Here is a 16,127-nt window from a genome sequence, read left to right as displayed (position 1 = left end):
GCACCCATGGCAACGCTTGAAATCCGAGACCTGCACGTCACCGTCGAGGCCGACAACGCCACGAAGGAGATCCTCAAGGGCGTCGACCTCACCGTGAAGCAGGGCGAGACGCACGCCATCATGGGCCCCAACGGCTCCGGCAAGTCGACCCTCGCCTACTCCCTCGCGGGTCACCCGAAGTACACGATCACCAGCGGCACGGTCACCCTGGACGGCGAGGACGTCCTGGAGATGTCCGTCGACGAGCGTGCCCGCGCGGGCCTGTTCCTGGCGATGCAGTACCCGGTCGAGGTCCCCGGCGTCTCGGTCTCCAACTTCCTGCGCACCTCCGCCACCGCGATCCGCGGCGAGGCCCCCAAGCTGCGCACCTGGGTGAAGGAGGTCAAGGAGGCCATGGAGCGCCTCAACATGGACCCGTCCTTCGCCGAGCGCAACGTGAACGAGGGCTTCTCCGGCGGTGAGAAGAAGCGCCACGAGATCCTTCAGCTGGAGCTGCTCAAGCCGAAGGTCGCGATCCTGGACGAGACCGACTCCGGCCTGGACGTCGACGCTCTCCGCATCGTGTCGGAGGGGGTGAACCGCGTCCGTGAGACGGGCGAGGTCGGCACCCTGCTGATCACGCACTACACGCGCATCCTGCGCTACATCAAGCCCGACTACGTCCATGTCTTCTCCGGCGGTCGCATCGTCGAGTCCGGTGGCGCCGAGCTCGCCGACAAGCTGGAGGACGAGGGCTACGAGGCATACACGAAGGGTGGCGCATCCGCGTGACACAGCTGCCGGGCCTCCTCGACACCGAGGCGATCCGCAAGGACTTCCCCGTCCTGGACCGAGTCGTCCACGACGGCAAGAAGCTCGTGTACCTGGACAACGCGGCGACCTCGCAGAAGCCGCGCCAGGTGCTGGACGCCCTGAGCGAGTACTACGAGCGCTACAACGCCAACGTCCACCGCGGTGTGCATGTGCTCGCCGAGGAGGCCACGGCGCTGTACGAGGGCGCGCGCGACAAGGTCGCCGAGTTCATCAACGCGCCCAGCCGCGACGAGGTGATCTTCACCAAGAACGCCTCCGAGTCGCTGAACCTCGTGGCGAACATGCTGGGCTGGGCCGACGAGCCCTACCGGGTGGACCACGAGACCGAGATCGTCATCACGGAGATGGAGCACCACTCCAACATCGTGCCGTGGCAGCTGCTGGCGCAGCGCACGGGCGCGAAGCTGAAGTGGTTCGGCCTCACCGACGACGGCCGCCTGGACCTGTCCAACATCGACGAGATCATCACGGAGAAGACGAAGATCGTCTCCTTCGTGCTGGTGTCGAACATCCTGGGCACGGTCAACCCGGTCGAGACGATAATCCGCCGCGCCCAGGAGGTCGGCGCGCTCGTCTGCATCGACGCCTCCCAGGCCGCTCCGCACATGCCGCTGGACGTGCAGGCCCTGCAGGCCGACTTCGTGGCCTTCACCGGCCACAAGATGTGCGGCCCGACCGGCATCGGCGTCCTCTGGGGCCGCCAGGAGCTGCTGGAGGACCTGCCTCCGTTCCTCGGCGGCGGCGAGATGATCGAGACGGTGTCGATGCACTCGTCGACGTACGCCCCCGCCCCGCACAAGTTCGAGGCGGGCACCCCGCCGATCGCCCAGGCGGTCGGCCTCGGCGCCGCGATCGACTACCTGAACTCGATCGGCATGGACCGGATCCTGGCCCATGAGCACGCGCTGACGGAGTACGCGGTGCAGCGGCTGACGCAGGTCCCCGACCTGCGGATCATCGGCCCGACGACGGCCGAGGACCGAGGAGCGGCGATCTCCTTCACCCTCGGTGACATCCACCCGCACGACGTGGGCCAGGTGCTGGACGAGCAGGGCATCGCGGTCCGGGTGGGCCACCACTGTGCTCGCCCCGTCTGCCTCCGCTACGGAATTCCTGCGACCACGCGAGCGTCGTTCTATCTGTACTCCACGCCGGCCGAGATCGACGCTCTGGTCGACGGCCTGGAGCACGTACGGAACTTCTTCGGCTGAGAGGCGTGAGCTGAGACCGTGAAGCTGGATTCGATGTACCAGGACGTCATCCTGGACCACTACAAGAACCCGCACGGGCGTGGTCTGCGGGACGGTGACGCCGAGGTGCACCATGTGAACCCGACCTGCGGCGACGAGATCACCCTGCGCGTGAAGTACGACGGCACGAAGATCGAGGACGTCTCGTACGAGGGCCAGGGCTGCTCGATCAGCCAGGCGAGCGCTTCCGTGCTGAACGAACTCCTCGTCGGCAGGGAGCTGGCCGACGCGCAGAAGATCCAGGAGACCTTCCTGGAGCTGATGCAGTCCAAGGGCCGGATCGAGCCCGACGACGCCATGGAGGAGGTCCTGGAGGACGCGGTCGCGTTCGCCGGAGTCTCCAAGTACCCGGCCCGGGTCAAGTGCGCCCTCCTGAGCTGGATGGCGTGGAAGGACGCGACGGCCCAGGCGCTGGGTGGCGCCGACGCCGAAAGGAAGACGGCATGAGCGAGACCGCTGAGATGAAGCCGGCCTCGGAGGAAGAACTCCGTGAGGCGCTGTACGACGTTGTCGACCCCGAGCTGGGCATCGACGTCGTCAACCTCGGTCTGATCTACGGCATCCACATCGACGACGCGAACATCGCGACGATCGACATGACCCTGACGTCGGCGGCCTGCCCGCTGACGGACGTCATCGAGGACCAGGCCAAGTCCGCCACGGACGGCCTGGTCAACGAACTGCGCATCAACTGGGTCTGGATGCCCCCGTGGGGCCCCGACAAGATCACGGACGACGGCCGCGAGCAGCTTCGGGCGCTCGGGTTCAACGTCTGACACAGAGCCTGTGAAAGGGGCCGCGGCCGTGTGCCGTGGCCCCTTCGGCATGCTCAGGCCAGTCCGTCCACCAGAAGGAACGCCGAGTCCGCGCGGAAGAGACCGGTGTTCTCGTAGGCGGCCAGCTTCAGCCGGAAGTTCTGGTGACGGAGGAAGCGGCCGGGGTAGTTCACCGACTCCAGCATGGTCGCGCCGCTGAAGGAGGACCCGCGGGGGCAGAACGTGGCGTCCTGCTCGAAGAGGCGGGAGCCGTCGTCGGAGTCGGCGCGGAGCAGGAAGTCGCGGTGGCGGAGGTAGGTGCCGTCGGACGTGGCGAAGGAGTAACAGCGGGCGTCGGCCAGGCCCTTGACGAGGGTGAAGGTGGCCGCGCGGCGGTCCGGGGCCGAGGTGACCGGGTCGAGCCTCACCAGGCCGTCGCCGAGGTGCCAGTAGCGGTCGGGGTAGTTGACGGAGCGGACGGACGTCCCGTGGCGGGCCGGCTTCGGGGAACCGGAGTGCGGCGCGGGGGACTTGGCAGGGGACGGGGCCGCGGGGGAAGCGGTCCTGGTGGGCGGTGCCGACGGCGACGGCGTGGCCGAGGCGGGCTTCGGCGGAGGCGTCGCGCTCGCCGGAGCGGTGGACGGGGAGGCGAAGGAGAGCAGCCCGGGGCCGTTGTCCGGCGGTGTGACGGTGGCTGTCTTCGCCGGGGGATCGTCGTGCAGGGCCATCGCCGTCACGCAGGCGGCTGCGGCCGCGAGGGCCAGTGCGGCGGCCGGCCAAAGTCTTCGTATGCGGGGGGTGTTGTGTGACACGGAGCCGCACAGTAGTGGAGGCGGAGGCCCCTCGGGGCCGTTTCGGCGAGCGATTTCTATGAAACTGAAACTTTCTTGCGGCAGCGCCTTGTGTACAGGCGTACGCAAGCGTTGTGTACGCTCGTACACATGGGATACCTGCTGCTCGCCGGCGCCATAGCCGCCGAGGTCGCCGCCACGACGGCGATGAAGTACACCGAGGGCTTCAGTCGGCTCTGGCCCTCGCTCGTGACCGCGCTCGGATACGTCGTCTCGTTCGCGCTGCTCGCCCAGACGCTGAGGACCGTCCAGATCGGCACGGCGTACGCCATCTGGTCCGGCGTGGGCACCGCGGCCATCGCCGTCCTCGGCCTGCTGCTGTTCGGAGAGGGCCTGAGCCCGGCCAAGGTCGCCGGGATCCTGCTGATCATCGCGGGAGTGGTGGTGCTCAACCTGGGCGGGGCGAGCCACTGATGCCCCGCCGCCACGACCCCGAGCGCCGGCAGCGGCTCATCGACGCGGCGATCCGTGTCGTCGGCCGGGACGGTATCGCCGGGCTGAGCCACCGCACGGTCGCCGCCGAGGCCGACGTACCGCTCGGCTCCACGACGTACCACTTCGCCACCCTGGAAGAGCTGCTGGTGGCCGCGCTGCGGCAGGCGAACGAGGGCTTCGGCAGGGTGCTGGCCGAGCTGCTGCCGCAGGACGGCGGGGGCGACCTCGCCGCGGATCTCGCCCGGGTGCTGGGCGAGTGGCTGGCCGGTGAGCGGACCGGCGTGGAGCTGGAGTACGAGCTGTACCTGGCGGCGCTGCGCCGCCCGGCGCTGCGTCCCGTCGCCGCCGAGTGGACCGAGCAGGCGGCGGTGCTGCTGGCCCGGCGCACGGACCCGGTCACCGCGCGGGCCCTGCTCGCGCTGATGGACGGCATCTGTCTCCAGGTGCTGCTCACGGGCGGTTCCTACGACGAGGAGTACGCCCGTGCCGCGCTGGCTCGGCTGATCCCCTGAACCCGCGCCCGGCACGTGAGACGCGGTTCGCCCTGACCACCCCGCCCACGTTAGGTTTTCTCCCATGACCGACTCTGCTTCCCGTACCACCGGCGCCGTCGCCGCCGGCCTCGCCACGATCGCCTCCGACGGCACCGTTCTCGACACCTGGTTCCCGGCCCCCGAGCTGGTCGAGGAGCCGGGCCCGGCCGGCACCGAGCGGCTGACCGCCGAGCAGGCGGCCGAGCTGCTGGGCGGCGGCGCGACCGCGGCGACCGGCCCGGACGCCCGCCGGGGCGTCGAGGTGGTCGCGGTCCGCACGGTCATCGCCTCGCTGGACGAGAAGCCGATCGACGCGCACGACGTCTACCTGCGCCTGCACCTGCTCTCGCACCGCCTGGTCAAGCCGCACGGCCAGAACCTGGACGGCATCTTCGGCCACCTCGCCAATGTCGCCTGGACCTCGCTCGGCCCGGTCGCCGTGGACGACATCGAGAAGGTGCGCCTGAACGCCCGCGCCGAGGGCCTGCACCTCCAGGTGACCTCGGTCGACAAGTTCCCGCGGATGACGGACTACGTCGCCCCGAAGGGCGTGCGCATCGCCGACGCCGACCGGGTCCGCCTGGGCGCGCACCTCGCGGCGGGCACCACGGTCATGCACGAGGGCTTCGTCAACTTCAACGCCGGTACGCTCGGCACCTCCATGGTCGAGGGCCGGATCTCCGCGGGTGTCGTGGTCGGCGACGGCTCGGACATCGGCGGCGGCGCCTCCACCATGGGCACCCTGTCCGGCGGCGGCAACGTGATCATCTCCATCGGCGAGCGCTGCCTGATCGGCGCCGAGGCGGGCGTCGGCATCGCCCTCGGCGACGAGTGCGTGGTCGAGGCCGGCCTGTACATCACCGCGGGCACCCGCATCACCATGCCCGACGGCCAGATCGTCAAGGCCCGCGAGCTGAACGGCGCCTCGAACATCCTCTTCCGCCGCAACTCGGTCACCGGCACCGTCGAGGCCCGCCCGAACAACGCGGTCTGGGGCGGCCTGAACGACATCCTGCACAGCCACAACTGACGGCACCGCACCGCCGGAGCGCCCTTCACCACGTGGTGGAGGGCGCTCCGTCATGCGGGCAGAGTCTGCGCGAACTCCCGTAGCGCCGTGAAGTCGGGCTCGCGCAGGCCGAGCCTCGGGTTCACGTGATGGAGCAGGGCGGGGCCGGGATGGCGGGCCCTGACGTACAGCGTGTCCGCCGGGCTCTGCTCGTCGTCCACCCAGGCGAACGGGCGGCCCCCGGCGTACGCCACGATCGCCTCCGTCTTCCAGTGCACGCCGTCCGGGCGCTCGGCGAACAGGCCGGTGCCGAAGTCGACGTAGGGCAGCGCGGGCAGGCCGACGACCGGGGCGATCCAGGTGTTGGCCTCGGCCATCCAGCTCGTCGCCCAGCACAGTTCGTAGCCCAGCCCGAGCAGGGCCGGGCCGTGGTCCGGGTTCAGCCAGACCCGTAGCGGGCGCCGGGAGAACAGGGGCACCCGGATCGTCGTGTAGCCCTCGGGCCGGCGTTCCGGCTGGGCCGCGTACGGGTTGAGGGGGCCGTCGACGTCCAGGAACAGCAGGGGGCGGCTCACGGGGACACCGTACGGCAGCGCAGCCCGCCGGCCGTCGGAAATTTCTTCGGGCGGCAGGCATAGTGGCGGGCCGGTGCACACGTCAGGAGGGGTGCAGGGCCCGGACAACCAGGTGCGGCCCGGGGGAAGAGAAGGTGACGATGGATGCCGAAGCGCAGGAGAGTTTCCGGGAGTTCGTGGCCGGCAGGTCGTCCGCGCTGCTGAAGACCGCCGTCCTGCTGACCGGCGGGGACCGGCACGCGGCCGAGGATCTGCTGCAGAACGCGCTGGTCAAGGCGGCCGGCCGGTGGCAGCGGATCGACGAGCCGGAGGCGTATGTCCGGCAGATCCTGTACCGGCAGCAGATCAGCCGCTGGCGGCTGAAGTGGCGGCGGCGGGAGGTCACGGTCGCCCGGCCGCCGGAGGGCGGCCACGCCCCGGACGCGTCGGGCGCCGCCGAACTGCGGATGCTGGTGCGCACGGCTCTGTCCCGGCTCACCGCCCGCCAGCGCACCGTGCTGGTGCTGCGCTACTTCGAGGACCTGCCGGAGGCGGAGGTGGCCCGGATCCTGGGCTGCTCCGTGGGCACCGTACGGTCCACCACCCACCGCTCCCTGGCCAGGCTCCGTGACCTGGCGCCCGAGCTGTCGGCGGTCGGGCCCCGGCCGCAGCAGCCGTCCCGTGACCTGTCGCCCGTGGAGGTGCGTCCGTGAACGTCGAGGAACTCGTGCGCGAGGCGCTGTGGGAGCAGGCCGACGCGCAGCCGCCGGCGGCGGCGGGATTCGCCGACCGGGTGCTCGGTGCGCGCCGGCGCCGCCGCAACCGCCGGTTCGCGTCCGTCGCCGCGGCCACCGCCGCCGTGGTGGCGATCGCCGTCGGGGTGCCGCTGCTGGACTCCGGCCACCGGACGGACGCACGGCCGGCCGGCGTGCCGGACTCCGGTGAGGTCCGGGCGCACCCGGACCAGGCGCCGCCGCGCGAACTGATCGGGGCCGGGGACACCGTGCTGGCCGCCTACTACACGGCGCGGATCCAGCAGCAGACCGCCGAGCGGGCCGTCGCGGCGCGCACCTACTGGCTGCTCGACCCGAAGACCGGGACGTACAAGAAGGACTCCCGCTGGTCCTTCGTCGCCGTCGCTCCCGGCCTGAAGACCGCCGCCGTGCTGGAGCGGACCCTGCCCGCGCACCGGATCGGCCTGCTCGACCTCGCGACGGGGGAGGTCGAGCGGTGGATCCCGGTCCAGCACGGCGTCGGCGGGCTCGCGTACTCGTACGACGGCACCGGGCTCGTGGCGACGACGTACGACGAGAACCCCGATCTGCGGGTCAGGGAGAAGATGGCCAGCGGGAACGGGAAGAAGCCCAAGGAGGAGTGGATGTGGGCGGCCCCGTACGGCCGTTCCAGCCGGTCCGGGTTCTACGACCTCGACGTCGCCTCCGGCAGGGGCTCCTGGAGCCCGGTCGCATCCGGCCGCGACCTCAACTCCCGCGCTGACTTCGCCTTCAGCCGCACCGGTGACTTCGTCTACGGGCAGTACATCGGCGGCCGGGACGGCATGCAGCAGTTCTACGACCTCAAGGGCGACAAGGTCAGCCCGCCCGCGGACGAGAAGTACCTGCGGTCGGACGTCCCGGCGCGGCTGTCGCCGAACGGCAGGCTCGCCGCCCTCGGCCTGACCAAGGAGGTCGCCGGCAACCCCGGCAGGTCCTACTCCTCGATCCGTGATCCCCGTACCGGCAAGGAGATCACCAAGGTCCGCGGCAGCCACCTCCTCGCCTGGACCGACGACAAGCACCTCATCGCCTGGGAACGGGTGACGAGCCTGGAGGAGGAGTACCGGCCCCGGCTCGTGCTGGTCACCCTCGGCAGCGACAAGGTCGTCCCGCTGAGCGGTGTCCAGGAGCCGTGGCAGCCCACCGACACGCAGTACGCGTGGGAGCCCGTCTTCGCCCGCCGCTGATCAGCCCGCGATGAGCGCCTCGTACGCCGCCAGCAGCCCGTCGGCCGTCTCCCGGCCGGCGGGCAGCAGCGGTGCGCGGAGCGGGCCCGCGGGCAGGCCGAGGCGGGCCAGGAGGGCCTTCGCGGTGACCGTGCCGGGCAGGCCCGCGCCCATCATCGCCTCGATCAACGGCATGGCCGCCAGCTGGAGTCGGGTCGCCCGCGCGGTGTCGCCCGCGTCGAACGCCGCGAGGATCGAGGCGATGTGGGCCGGTACGGCGTTCGCGACCGTGCTCACACAGCCCGCCCCGCCCACCGCGTACAGCGCCAGGACGTGCTCGTCGCAGCCCGCGTAGTACGCCAGGTCCGTCCGCGCCAGCACCTTCTGGGCGCCGAGGAGATCGTAGGAGCAGTCCTTGACGGCCACGATCCGCGGGTGCTCCGCGAGGCGGATCATCGTGTCCGGCTCGATCCGGGTGCCGGTGCGGCCCGGGATGTCGTAGAGCATCACCGGCAGCTCGCTCGCGTCGGCGACCTGGCGGAAGTGGGCGGCCACGGACTCCTGCGGCGGCTTGCTGTAGTACGGCGTCACCACCAGGACGCCGTCCGCGCCCGCCTTCCCGGCCGCGAGCGCCAGCTCCGCCGTGTGCCGGGTGTCGGAGGTGCCCACGCCCGCGACCAGGGCGACCCCGTCGCCGACCGCCTCCCGGACGGCCGTGACCAGCCGCGCCTTCTCCTCGTCGGTGGTGGTGGGCGACTCACCGGTGGTGCCGTTCAGGACCAGGCCGTCGCAGCCCTGGGACACCAGCCGCGCGGCCAGCCGCTGGGCGCCGCCCAGGTCGAGCGCGCCCGCCTCGGTGAAGGGCGTGATCATCGCGCAGAGGGTGCGGCCGAAGGGCGGGGACTTGCGTGTACTCGTCATGGGAGTAGTCTCGGCAGCGCATCGATGAAGCTCTACTTAATTCTTCTTCGGGATATCTCTAAGAGATTCTGATGAGTCCGCGGATGTGGCCGAGGCCCTGTGTCCAACTCGGCACCGGATGGGTCACTATGGCCGGAGGGTCACCGACGTCGTCAGGTCATGGGAGGCGCCATGAAGCTCGGCAAGGCACTGGCCACCGGGGTCGCCGAGGAGCGACCGCTCGTCCACGAGGAGGAGCTGCCGCTCCCCGAGGGGACCGTCCGCACCGAACCGGCCGAGCCGGCCCGCGAAGAGGCCCCGGCCGCCCGATGAGGCTGCGGCTCCCGGCGGAACGCCCGACGGAGCCGCCGACCGGCTACAAGATCGCCCACCCGGTGCTGTCCCAGGACGGCACCCGGGCCGGGTTCACCGGTGTGTCGCTCGGCGGCGCGCTGCCCTACGCCGTCCTCGACGACGCCTCCTGCGTCTACGGCCTGCGGCACCGCCCGCCCGCGCGCCGGTGCGACTGCGGCTTCCACTGCGTGCACGACCGGGCTGCCGCCGAGGCCCTGCTGTGCACCGCCGAACACCGGGCGGCGGTCCTGCTGGACGTCTCCGTCCTCGGCGCCTACATCCGCTTCGAGCGCGGCTTCCGCTACGCCCGGCAGCGGGTGCGCTCGGCCACGGCCGGGCCCTGCGGCTGCGGCGCCCGGGCCGCCGCGCTGGCCGACGCCGGCTGGGGCCGGCCGGGCTGGCGGGTCCTGGCCCCCGCCTGCGGGGGCTGCGTGCGCGGACGTCCGTCCGTCTCCCTCGCGGGGTTCGCCCGGCTGGCCGGGCACGGGCTCCGCGTGCTCGCCGGAGGCGGCGGTACGGGCCTCACGTCCGCCGAGTCGGCCGCCGCCGCCGGGCTGGGTGTGCCCGAACTCGTCGCCGAGGCCGCCCTGTTGCAGGCCCGTCTCGACTGGTTCCAGACCCAACTCGCGCGCCTCGGCGAACGCGGGGCCGACGGCGCGCAGGGCTGAGGAGCCTCCGTCCGGGTACCCGGACGTTCCGCGGAGAGAGGAGGCGGAACACACACCGTGACCGGCCCAGCCGCCGTGCGCCGGACTCGGCGCGATCAGGGAAAGGGCACACCGATGAGGCACAGGAACCCGCACCGCTCGGGCGCCAAGGGCCCCGACGAGCTGCGGCAGCAGATCGAACACACCCGGCACCGGCTCGGCGACACCGTCGCCCACCTGGTGGGCCGGGCCGACATGAAGGGCCGGGCCCGGACGCGGGCCGACGACCTGATGGACAAGGCCGGCGCCATGACCGTACAGCTGCGCGCCGGCGCCGCCCACGCGGGGCACGGCATGCAGGACCGGGCGTCCAGGGCGGGGCATCTGGTGCAGGACCGCGCCGTGCGGACCGGGCACCGCGCGCAGGAACGGATGACCAAGGCCGGCCACCTGATGCAGGAGCGGGCCGGGCACGGCGGGCACACGCTGCAGGACCGGGCGGTCCGGGCCGGGCACGTCCTGCAGGACCGGGCGGTCACCGCCGGGCGCACCGTGGAGCACGACCTGCGGGTGCCGCGGCCGGTGCGGCTCGCCGTGGGCACCGCGAGGCAGCATCCACGGCCGGCACTGATCGTGGGCGCGGCGGTCGCCGCCGTCGTCGGCGCGGCCGTGATCTGGCGCCGGATCGACCGCCACCGGTAGCGCCGCCGGCGGCGGGAAGGCAACGGCGGGACCGGCCGGGCTCGACGCCCGGCCGGTCCCGCCACCGGGTCACGGCCGGAACCGCAGCACCTGCGGGTCGTGGTCGCTGATCTGGTCGTTGAACTCCGAGTTGACGTGCACGCTGTCGTACTCGAAGTCGCAGCCGCGCCGGATCGACGGGCTGATCAGGATCTGGTCCAGGACCTGCTGGTTGCCCTGGTAGTCGTAGGTGTAACGCTCGCTCTTCGGCAGCGACTTGATCGCCGACCACAGCGCGCCGTCGCCTTCGAGGATCTTCGTGGTCCCGGAGAACTCGAAGTCGTTCATGTCGCCGAGCGCGATGACGTCCGCGTTCTTCTGGGCGGCCAGGATGTCCTTGACGAACGCGTTCACCGCGGTCGCCTGGGCGTGCCGCTGGATCTCCGAGCTGCGCACCGGCGGCTGGTACTGGGAGGTCAGACCCTGGTCGCCGCCCTTGGAGTTGAGGTGGTTGGCGATCACGAAGACGGTCTTGCCGCGGAAGACGAACTCGCCCGCGAGCGGCTTGCGGCTGCTCTTCCAGGCCGCGTTCGCCGGGTCGATCCGGCCCGGGGAGGCCGTCAGCCGGGCCTTGCCCTGCTCCTTGGTGACGCCGACCGCGGTGGTCGAGTCGCCGCCCGCGCGGTCCGTGAAGGAGACCCGCTCCGGGTTGAACAGGAACACCTGGCGGATGTTGCCGCCGGGCTCGCCGCCGTCCTGGTCGTTGACCGGGTTGATCGAACGCCAGTCGTACTTCGGGCCGCCCGCCGCGACGATCGCGTCGATCAGCTTGGTGACGGTCTCGTTCGCGTCGACCGTGCCGTCGTCCTTGGCGCCGTTGTTGTCCTGGATCTCCTCCAGGGACACGATGTCGGGCGACTGGAGGTTGTGCACGATCGCCGAGGCGTGCTGGTCGAAGGTGCCGTCCGACGGGTCGAGGTTCTCGACGTTGTACGTCGCCACCGCCAGCTCGCCGCGCGACTGCCGCTGCGTCGTCTCGCGCTCCAGGCCGCCGCTGTCCAGCGTGCCGAGCTTGCTCGCGACGAGGGTGTAGCCGCCGAACTGGTTGAAGTCCAGCGGGCCGGTGGTGGCGCCCTCCAGGGTGTCGCCGACGTTCGCCTTCGGGAAGTCGGCGGTCGCGCCCAGGGACTGGATCTGCAGCCGGCCGGTGTTCTGCGCGTCGTAGGAGCCGTAGACCGTGCCACCGCGGCGGCTGCGGTGCTCCCACGGCTTCACCGTGGCCCACAGCTCGCTGTAGGGGTCGGTCGCGGTGACCACGCGGACGTCCTCGACCTGGACGTTCATGCCCTCAAGGGACTCGTAGTAGTCCAGGGCGTACGCCGACGGGTCCAGGGTGAGGGCGTTGACCGAGTTGGCCGCGGCGGCGTCGCCCTCCGGGGCGTACGCGTCCGGCACCGCGTCCTCGTCGACCGTGACCGGCGCCGGGACCGCGTTGCCCGTGGAAACAGTGGTGACCACCGGCTTGGTGATCTCCGTCACCGACTGGTTGCCGGACGATGCGCCGCCCGGGACGTACTCGGAGACCGTGCCGGTCACCGTCACCGAGTCGCCGACCGCGACCTTCGGCGCGGAGCCGGTGAAGACGAACACGCCCTCGCTGGTCGCCGGGTTGTCGTCCGGGGTCGGGTCCTGGAGCCAGAAGCCCTTGGAGGAGCCGTAGGCGCGGGTGGCCGTGACGATGCCGGGCACGTCCGTGACCTTCTGGCCCGCGTAAGGCGATATTCGGGTCGTGCCCTGGACGTCGTGGACGCGCACCGAGTCGGCGTGCGCGGGCGAGGTGAGGACGACTGCGGACGTCGCGCTGCAGACGGCGGCGACGGTGAGCGCGGCGAGGCGCGCGGAAGACCTGCTCGGCAAGGGTTCCCTCCGGGGACGTGCGTGAGCGCCGGGACGAGGGTGGAACGGAAGCGTGCGGGGCTCGTAGCCCTCAGTGACACGCGTAGAGCAGAGTGAACAGTTGTCCCCCCAACTTCTACGCGCGTCAATCTCCTGCCTGGCGCCGGGAGTTGTCAAGGTTTCGGCCATGTACGGCCGCTTGCCGGGAGATGAACCGGGCGGCATGGGTGGAAATCCGTCTAGGCTGAGCGGCTGAGCCCGTTTCACGGTCCGAGGAGAACCAGCCGATGTCAGACAGCTCCCCCCTGCCGCCCGCGCGGCTGCACCCCGAAGCGGAGCTGGCGCGCGCCGCGCTGTCCACGCCGTTGCTCTCCCGGGCCGCCCGTCTGGCCCGCTGGGCCGGGCCCGAGACCCGCGTGGACGCCGGCGGCGGACTGGCCGAGGAGCAGCTCCCGGCCGCCGCCGACCTGCTCGGACTCACCGGCGACGACGCCGCCGCGTACGCGAGCGAGGCCTGGCGCGTCGCCGTGGACGCCGGCCTGGTCGAGATCGTGGACGAGGAGGCCGGCACCGTCCGCGCGGGCGAGGAGCTGGCGCTGCTCACCGGCGGCTCCCCGCGGGACGTGCTCACCGTATGGCTCGCCGCGCTGGAGACGGTCCTCGCCGACGCGGGCGTGCCCGACCTGGACGACCTGGTCGACGCGCTGGACGAGGGCGGAGAGGTCGATTTCTCGTCACTCGGCTGGGACCCCGAGGCCGAGGCGGAGTTCCTCGACGGCGTCCTCGGCAACCTCTACCTGCTGACCGTCAGTGAGGACGGCGCCGGCGAGGGTGCCGTCCCGCTGCCCGCCCTCGCCGCCTCCATGATCGTGCCCGACGACATGGGCGAGCCGACCAACGACGTCCTGGAGCAGGTCTCCGACGCGATGATGCGGCTGGACGACCAGTTCCGGTTGCTGGAGCCGGTCGGGCTCGTGGCGTACCGGCCGGTGGACGAGGCGCTGATGGCCGACGCCGACGAGGAGCCCGCGGCGCCGGTCGACGACACCGACGTCGCCCGGTACGGCATGGTCCGGCTCACCCCGCTCGGTGTGTACGGGCTGCGGGCGCGGCTGCTGGAGGCCGGGTTCGAGGCACCGGCCGTCGGCGACCTGGTCGACAAGGGCGCCGACGTGCTGCTCGACGGCACCGCCCGGTTCGGCCCGTCCGCCGCCCGGGACGAGACCGAGCAGTGGCTCGTCCGCCGCGAACCGCTCGCGGCGGCACGGGAACTGCTCGCGGCGGCCCGCGGCGCGGACCCCGGGGCCCCGCTGCGCAGGCTGCGCTGCCAGCAGGCGCTGACGCTGGTGGGCGCCGAGGCCGAACCGGCGCTGCGCGAGGTGCTGGGCGACCCCGAACTGGGCGGGCTCGCCCGGGTGTGGCTGAGCGAGCGGGGCGCCGCGGGGGTGCCGGCGCCGTCGCAGGACATGGTGTTCTGGCTGACCATCGACACCCTGGCCGCGCAGCTCCAGGCCGAGGGCAACTCCGAGGAACTGCAGGCCCTGGTGGAGGGGCTGGCCGCGCAGCACAGCGGGTTCTTCGCCGCGGCCTGGCGGGTGGAGCACCCCGCCACCGCCGAGGTGCTGGACGCGATGGGGCGGCTGCATCCGGACAAGAAGGTGGCCAAGGAGGCCCGGAAGGCGGCCTTCAAGGCGCGCTCCCAGCAGGCCGGTTGAGCCACGGGGACGATTCCCGGCAGCGGGTGACGACAGCCAGTGCTTGGGCCGCTCATGGGGTGACGCGTACGGGTTCATGGAACGGGGGTCCCGGAAGTAGCCGGGCGTTCAACTCCCGTTCAGCGGTTGGCGGAAACGTGTGCGCCGAAACCCGAGGCCCCCCACCCTCCACGGCACTTCCACCGTCGTCACAGGAGACACCATGTCGCTCACCCGCAGGGACTTCGCCAGAAAATCCGCGATCACCGGTGCCGGGGTCGCCCTGGCGGGCAGTGTCGGCGCCCTCGCCACCGCGCCGAACGCCCTCGCTGCCACGGAGACCGGGAGCGCCGAGGGCGAGTCCGAGCACGGGGGCCACCACGGCGTCGGCTACGGCCCGCTGATCGCCGACCCGGACGGCATCCTCGCCCTGCCCGCCGGCTTCGAGTACAAGATCATCACCTACAGCGGCCGGACCACCCTGGAGTCCGGCGAGTTCACCCCGTCCAACCACGACGGTACGGCCACCTTCGAAGGCCCCCGCGGCGCCACCCTGCTCGTCAACAACCACGAGCTGGCCGGCGCCCGCGCCAAGTGGCCGCACCCGGTGCCGCTCACCGAGGGACTCGTCTACGACCCGGCGGCGGCCGGCGGCTGCACCGTCGTCGAGGTCCGCCGCGGCGGCGAGGTCGCCGAGTGGGTGGGGATCGCCGGCACCGCCACCAACTGCGCGGGCGGCAGTACCCCGTGGGGCACCTGGCTGACCTGCGAGGAGACCGAGGACAAGGCCGGCAAGAACGGCTTCACCAAGGACCACGGCTACGTCTTCGAGGTCGACCCGGAGGACCGCCGGGCCAACCGCGACCCCAAGCCCATCAAGGCCCTGGGCCGCTACGCCCACGAGGCCGTCGTGGTCGACCCCAGAAGCGGCCACCTCTACCTCACCGAGGACGCCTCCGGCCCCAACGGCCTGCTGTACCGCTGGACCCCGCCGGAGGACTTCCGCCACGGCCGCGGCAAGCTGCGCACCCTCGCCGACGACGCCGGCGTGCTCCAGGCGTTCAGGTGCTTCGACTCCGGCGGCAAGTTCGTGGACGACCTGTCCCGCGCCACCAGGATCGGCACGGTGTTCGGCGTCGACTGGGTGGACGTCCCCGACCGTGACGCCAGGACCGTCTCGGTGCGCAAGCAGTTCACCGACGGTCAGGTCACCCGCGCCCGCAAGCTGGAGGGCATGTGGTGGGGCGACGGCGGCGTGTACGTCGTCTCCTCCTTCGCCCGCACCGAGAGCCCCGTCCAGCACGACGGCGCCGTCTGGTTCTACGACCCCAAGCGCCGCACGCTGACGCTGAAGGTGCTGCTCGGCGTGAACCCGGACCCGGCCGAGGACGGCGCCTTCGACGGCCCCGACAACATCACCGTCTCCCCGTACGGCGGCCTGGTCATCGCCGAGGACGGCGAGGGCGTCCAGCACCTGTTCGGCGCCACCGAGAGCGGCCGGACCTACCCGATCGCCCGTAACGAGCTGAACATCGGCACCGAGGAGGAGCCGGAGTACAGCGAGTTCACCGGCGTCACCTTCTCGCCCGACGGCAGGACCCTGTACGCCAACATCCAGACGCCCGGCATCATGCTCGCCATCACGGGCCCCTGGAAGCGCCACAAGCGGTAAGTAATTCGCTGGCCCGACCCGCGGCCGTCCTCCTAAGCTGACGTACGTCCAGGTGCGACAGGCAGGACCTACTTCCACTCTTAATGGGGAGGCCGCGGGTTCGAATCCCGCCACCGGCTCCGACAGGCCGGTGTAGCTCAG

Annotated in this window: 18 protein-coding genes; 14 read left to right on the top strand and 4 right to left on the bottom strand. The window is 71.7% G+C overall.

Translation table 11 applies throughout. The features are described from left to right. Positions 1–6 precede the first annotated feature (6 nt). From sufC to ABZ937_RS14840, 4 genes are read left to right on the top strand one after another with little or no spacing between them, the layout of a single operon-like run. Positions 7–771, top strand: a complete 765-nt coding sequence (sufC, locus tag ABZ937_RS14855) for a Fe-S cluster assembly ATPase SufC (RefSeq protein ID WP_361691128.1) — start codon at positions 7–9, stop codon at positions 769–771. Beyond that, positions 768–2,024, top strand: coding sequence for a cysteine desulfurase (locus ABZ937_RS14850; protein WP_361691125.1), 1,257 nt, complete (start codon positions 768–770; stop codon positions 2,022–2,024). The genes sufC and ABZ937_RS14850 overlap by 4 nt, the downstream gene beginning before the upstream one ends. Before the next feature lie 18 nt (positions 2,025–2,042). Beyond that, on the top strand, positions 2,043–2,510 hold the full coding sequence (gene sufU, locus ABZ937_RS14845; RefSeq protein WP_361691122.1) for a Fe-S cluster assembly sulfur transfer protein SufU: 468 nt from the start codon (positions 2,043–2,045) through the stop codon (positions 2,508–2,510). After that, positions 2,507–2,839 (top strand): metal-sulfur cluster assembly factor, encoded by a 333-nt coding sequence (locus ABZ937_RS14840; protein WP_031166063.1) that lies wholly within the window; start codon positions 2,507–2,509, stop codon positions 2,837–2,839. The genes sufU and ABZ937_RS14840 overlap by 4 nt, the downstream gene beginning before the upstream one ends. A 53-nt stretch (positions 2,840–2,892) precedes the next feature. On the opposite strand, the gene ABZ937_RS14835 is transcribed toward ABZ937_RS14840, so the two are convergent. Further along, positions 2,893–3,630 carry an AbfB domain-containing protein gene (locus ABZ937_RS14835; RefSeq protein WP_361691119.1) on the bottom strand — a complete coding sequence of 246 codons (738 nt, stop codon included), beginning with the start codon at positions 3,628–3,630 and terminating at the stop codon, positions 2,893–2,895. Between the two features lie 129 nt (positions 3,631–3,759). Here ABZ937_RS14835 and ABZ937_RS14830 point away from each other — a divergent pair, with 129 nt between their 5' ends. The 3 genes from ABZ937_RS14830 (at position 3,760) to dapD (ending at position 5,667) form a co-directional block, all read left to right on the top strand. Further along, positions 3,760–4,083 (top strand): multidrug efflux SMR transporter, encoded by a 324-nt coding sequence (locus ABZ937_RS14830; protein ID WP_361691116.1) that lies wholly within the window; start codon positions 3,760–3,762, stop codon positions 4,081–4,083. Then, positions 4,083–4,616, top strand: a complete 534-nt coding sequence (locus tag ABZ937_RS14825) for a TetR family transcriptional regulator (protein ID WP_361691113.1) — start codon at positions 4,083–4,085, stop codon at positions 4,614–4,616. Before ABZ937_RS14830 ends, ABZ937_RS14825 begins: the two co-directional genes overlap by 1 nt. Before the next feature lie 64 nt (positions 4,617–4,680). Further along, positions 4,681–5,667, top strand: coding sequence for a 2,3,4,5-tetrahydropyridine-2,6-dicarboxylate N-succinyltransferase (gene dapD, locus ABZ937_RS14820; RefSeq protein ID WP_361691110.1), 987 nt, complete (start codon positions 4,681–4,683; stop codon positions 5,665–5,667). 50 nt (positions 5,668–5,717) lie between these two features. Here dapD and ABZ937_RS14815 read toward each other — a convergent pair whose 3' ends face one another. After that, complete coding sequence (locus ABZ937_RS14815; protein WP_361691107.1) at positions 5,718–6,221, bottom strand: hypothetical protein; 504 nt, start codon at positions 6,219–6,221, stop codon at positions 5,718–5,720. A gap of 140 nt (positions 6,222–6,361) precedes the next feature. On the opposite strand from ABZ937_RS14815, the gene ABZ937_RS14810 reads away from it, so the two are divergent. Next, positions 6,362–6,913 (top strand): SigE family RNA polymerase sigma factor, encoded by a 552-nt coding sequence (locus ABZ937_RS14810; RefSeq protein ID WP_361691104.1) that lies wholly within the window; start codon positions 6,362–6,364, stop codon positions 6,911–6,913. Continuing rightward, positions 6,910–8,163 carry a WD40 repeat domain-containing protein gene (locus ABZ937_RS14805; protein WP_361691101.1) on the top strand — a complete coding sequence of 418 codons (1,254 nt, stop codon included), beginning with the start codon at positions 6,910–6,912 and terminating at the stop codon, positions 8,161–8,163. The genes ABZ937_RS14810 and ABZ937_RS14805 overlap by 4 nt, the downstream gene beginning before the upstream one ends. On the opposite strand, the gene dapA is transcribed toward ABZ937_RS14805, so the two are convergent. Next, positions 8,164–9,063 carry a 4-hydroxy-tetrahydrodipicolinate synthase gene (dapA, locus tag ABZ937_RS14800; protein WP_361691098.1) on the bottom strand — a complete coding sequence of 300 codons (900 nt, stop codon included), beginning with the start codon at positions 9,061–9,063 and terminating at the stop codon, positions 8,164–8,166. A 171-nt stretch (positions 9,064–9,234) separates the two neighbouring features. On the opposite strand from dapA, the gene ABZ937_RS14795 reads away from it, so the two are divergent. The 3 genes from ABZ937_RS14795 (at position 9,235) to ABZ937_RS14785 (ending at position 10,745) form a co-directional block, all read left to right on the top strand. Continuing rightward, entirely contained in the window at positions 9,235–9,375 is a 141-nt protein-coding gene (locus ABZ937_RS14795; protein ID WP_361691095.1) for a hypothetical protein, read from the top strand. Further along, a complete protein-coding gene (locus tag ABZ937_RS14790; protein ID WP_361691092.1) occupies positions 9,372–10,064 on the top strand; it encodes a hypothetical protein in 693 nt (230 codons plus the stop codon). Before ABZ937_RS14795 ends, ABZ937_RS14790 begins: the two co-directional genes overlap by 4 nt. Before the next feature lie 114 nt (positions 10,065–10,178). After that, on the top strand, positions 10,179–10,745 hold the full coding sequence (locus ABZ937_RS14785) for a DUF3618 domain-containing protein (protein ID WP_361691089.1): 567 nt from the start codon (positions 10,179–10,181) through the stop codon (positions 10,743–10,745). Between the two features lie 69 nt (positions 10,746–10,814). Here ABZ937_RS14785 and ABZ937_RS14780 read toward each other — a convergent pair whose 3' ends face one another. Then, positions 10,815–12,641, bottom strand: coding sequence for an endonuclease/exonuclease/phosphatase family protein (locus ABZ937_RS14780; protein WP_361691086.1), 1,827 nt, complete (start codon positions 12,639–12,641; stop codon positions 10,815–10,817). Between the two features lie 266 nt (positions 12,642–12,907). Here ABZ937_RS14780 and ABZ937_RS14775 point away from each other — a divergent pair, with 266 nt between their 5' ends. Beyond that, entirely contained in the window at positions 12,908–14,335 is a 1,428-nt protein-coding gene (locus tag ABZ937_RS14775; protein WP_361691083.1) for a hypothetical protein, read from the top strand. Between the two features lie 202 nt (positions 14,336–14,537). Next, a complete protein-coding gene (locus ABZ937_RS14770; protein WP_361691080.1) occupies positions 14,538–15,986 on the top strand; it encodes an alkaline phosphatase PhoX in 1,449 nt (482 codons plus the stop codon). Positions 15,987–16,127: the final 141 nt, after the last annotated feature.

The sequence above is a fragment of the Streptomyces sp. NPDC046727 genome, from assembly GCF_040645635.1.
In the GTDB taxonomy this organism is placed as follows: domain Bacteria; phylum Actinomycetota; class Actinomycetes; order Streptomycetales; family Streptomycetaceae; genus Streptomyces.
The sequence above is the reverse complement of the archived record's forward strand: the minus strand, read 5'-3'. Positions and strand labels throughout refer to the sequence as shown.

Coding starts and splice junctions, on each gene's coding strand:
- sufC (WP_361691128.1), top strand. CDS start 7: ATGGCAACGCTTGAAATCCGAGACCTGCACGTCACCGTCGAGGCCGAC.
- ABZ937_RS14840 (WP_031166063.1), top strand. CDS start 2,507: ATGAGCGAGACCGCTGAGATGAAGCCGGCCTCGGAGGAAGAACTCCGT.
- ABZ937_RS14830 (WP_361691116.1), top strand. CDS start 3,760: ATGGGATACCTGCTGCTCGCCGGCGCCATAGCCGCCGAGGTCGCCGCC.
- ABZ937_RS14825 (WP_361691113.1), top strand. CDS start 4,083: ATGCCCCGCCGCCACGACCCCGAGCGCCGGCAGCGGCTCATCGACGCG.
- dapD (WP_361691110.1), top strand. CDS start 4,681: ATGACCGACTCTGCTTCCCGTACCACCGGCGCCGTCGCCGCCGGCCTC.
- ABZ937_RS14810 (WP_361691104.1), top strand. CDS start 6,362: ATGGATGCCGAAGCGCAGGAGAGTTTCCGGGAGTTCGTGGCCGGCAGG.
- dapA (WP_361691098.1), bottom strand. CDS start 9,063: ATGACGAGTACACGCAAGTCCCCGCCCTTCGGCCGCACCCTCTGCGCG.
- ABZ937_RS14795 (WP_361691095.1), top strand. CDS start 9,235: ATGAAGCTCGGCAAGGCACTGGCCACCGGGGTCGCCGAGGAGCGACCG.
- ABZ937_RS14790 (WP_361691092.1), top strand. CDS start 9,372: ATGAGGCTGCGGCTCCCGGCGGAACGCCCGACGGAGCCGCCGACCGGC.
- ABZ937_RS14785 (WP_361691089.1), top strand. CDS start 10,179: ATGAGGCACAGGAACCCGCACCGCTCGGGCGCCAAGGGCCCCGACGAG.
- ABZ937_RS14775 (WP_361691083.1), top strand. CDS start 12,908: ATGTCAGACAGCTCCCCCCTGCCGCCCGCGCGGCTGCACCCCGAAGCG.
- ABZ937_RS14770 (WP_361691080.1), top strand. CDS start 14,538: ATGTCGCTCACCCGCAGGGACTTCGCCAGAAAATCCGCGATCACCGGT.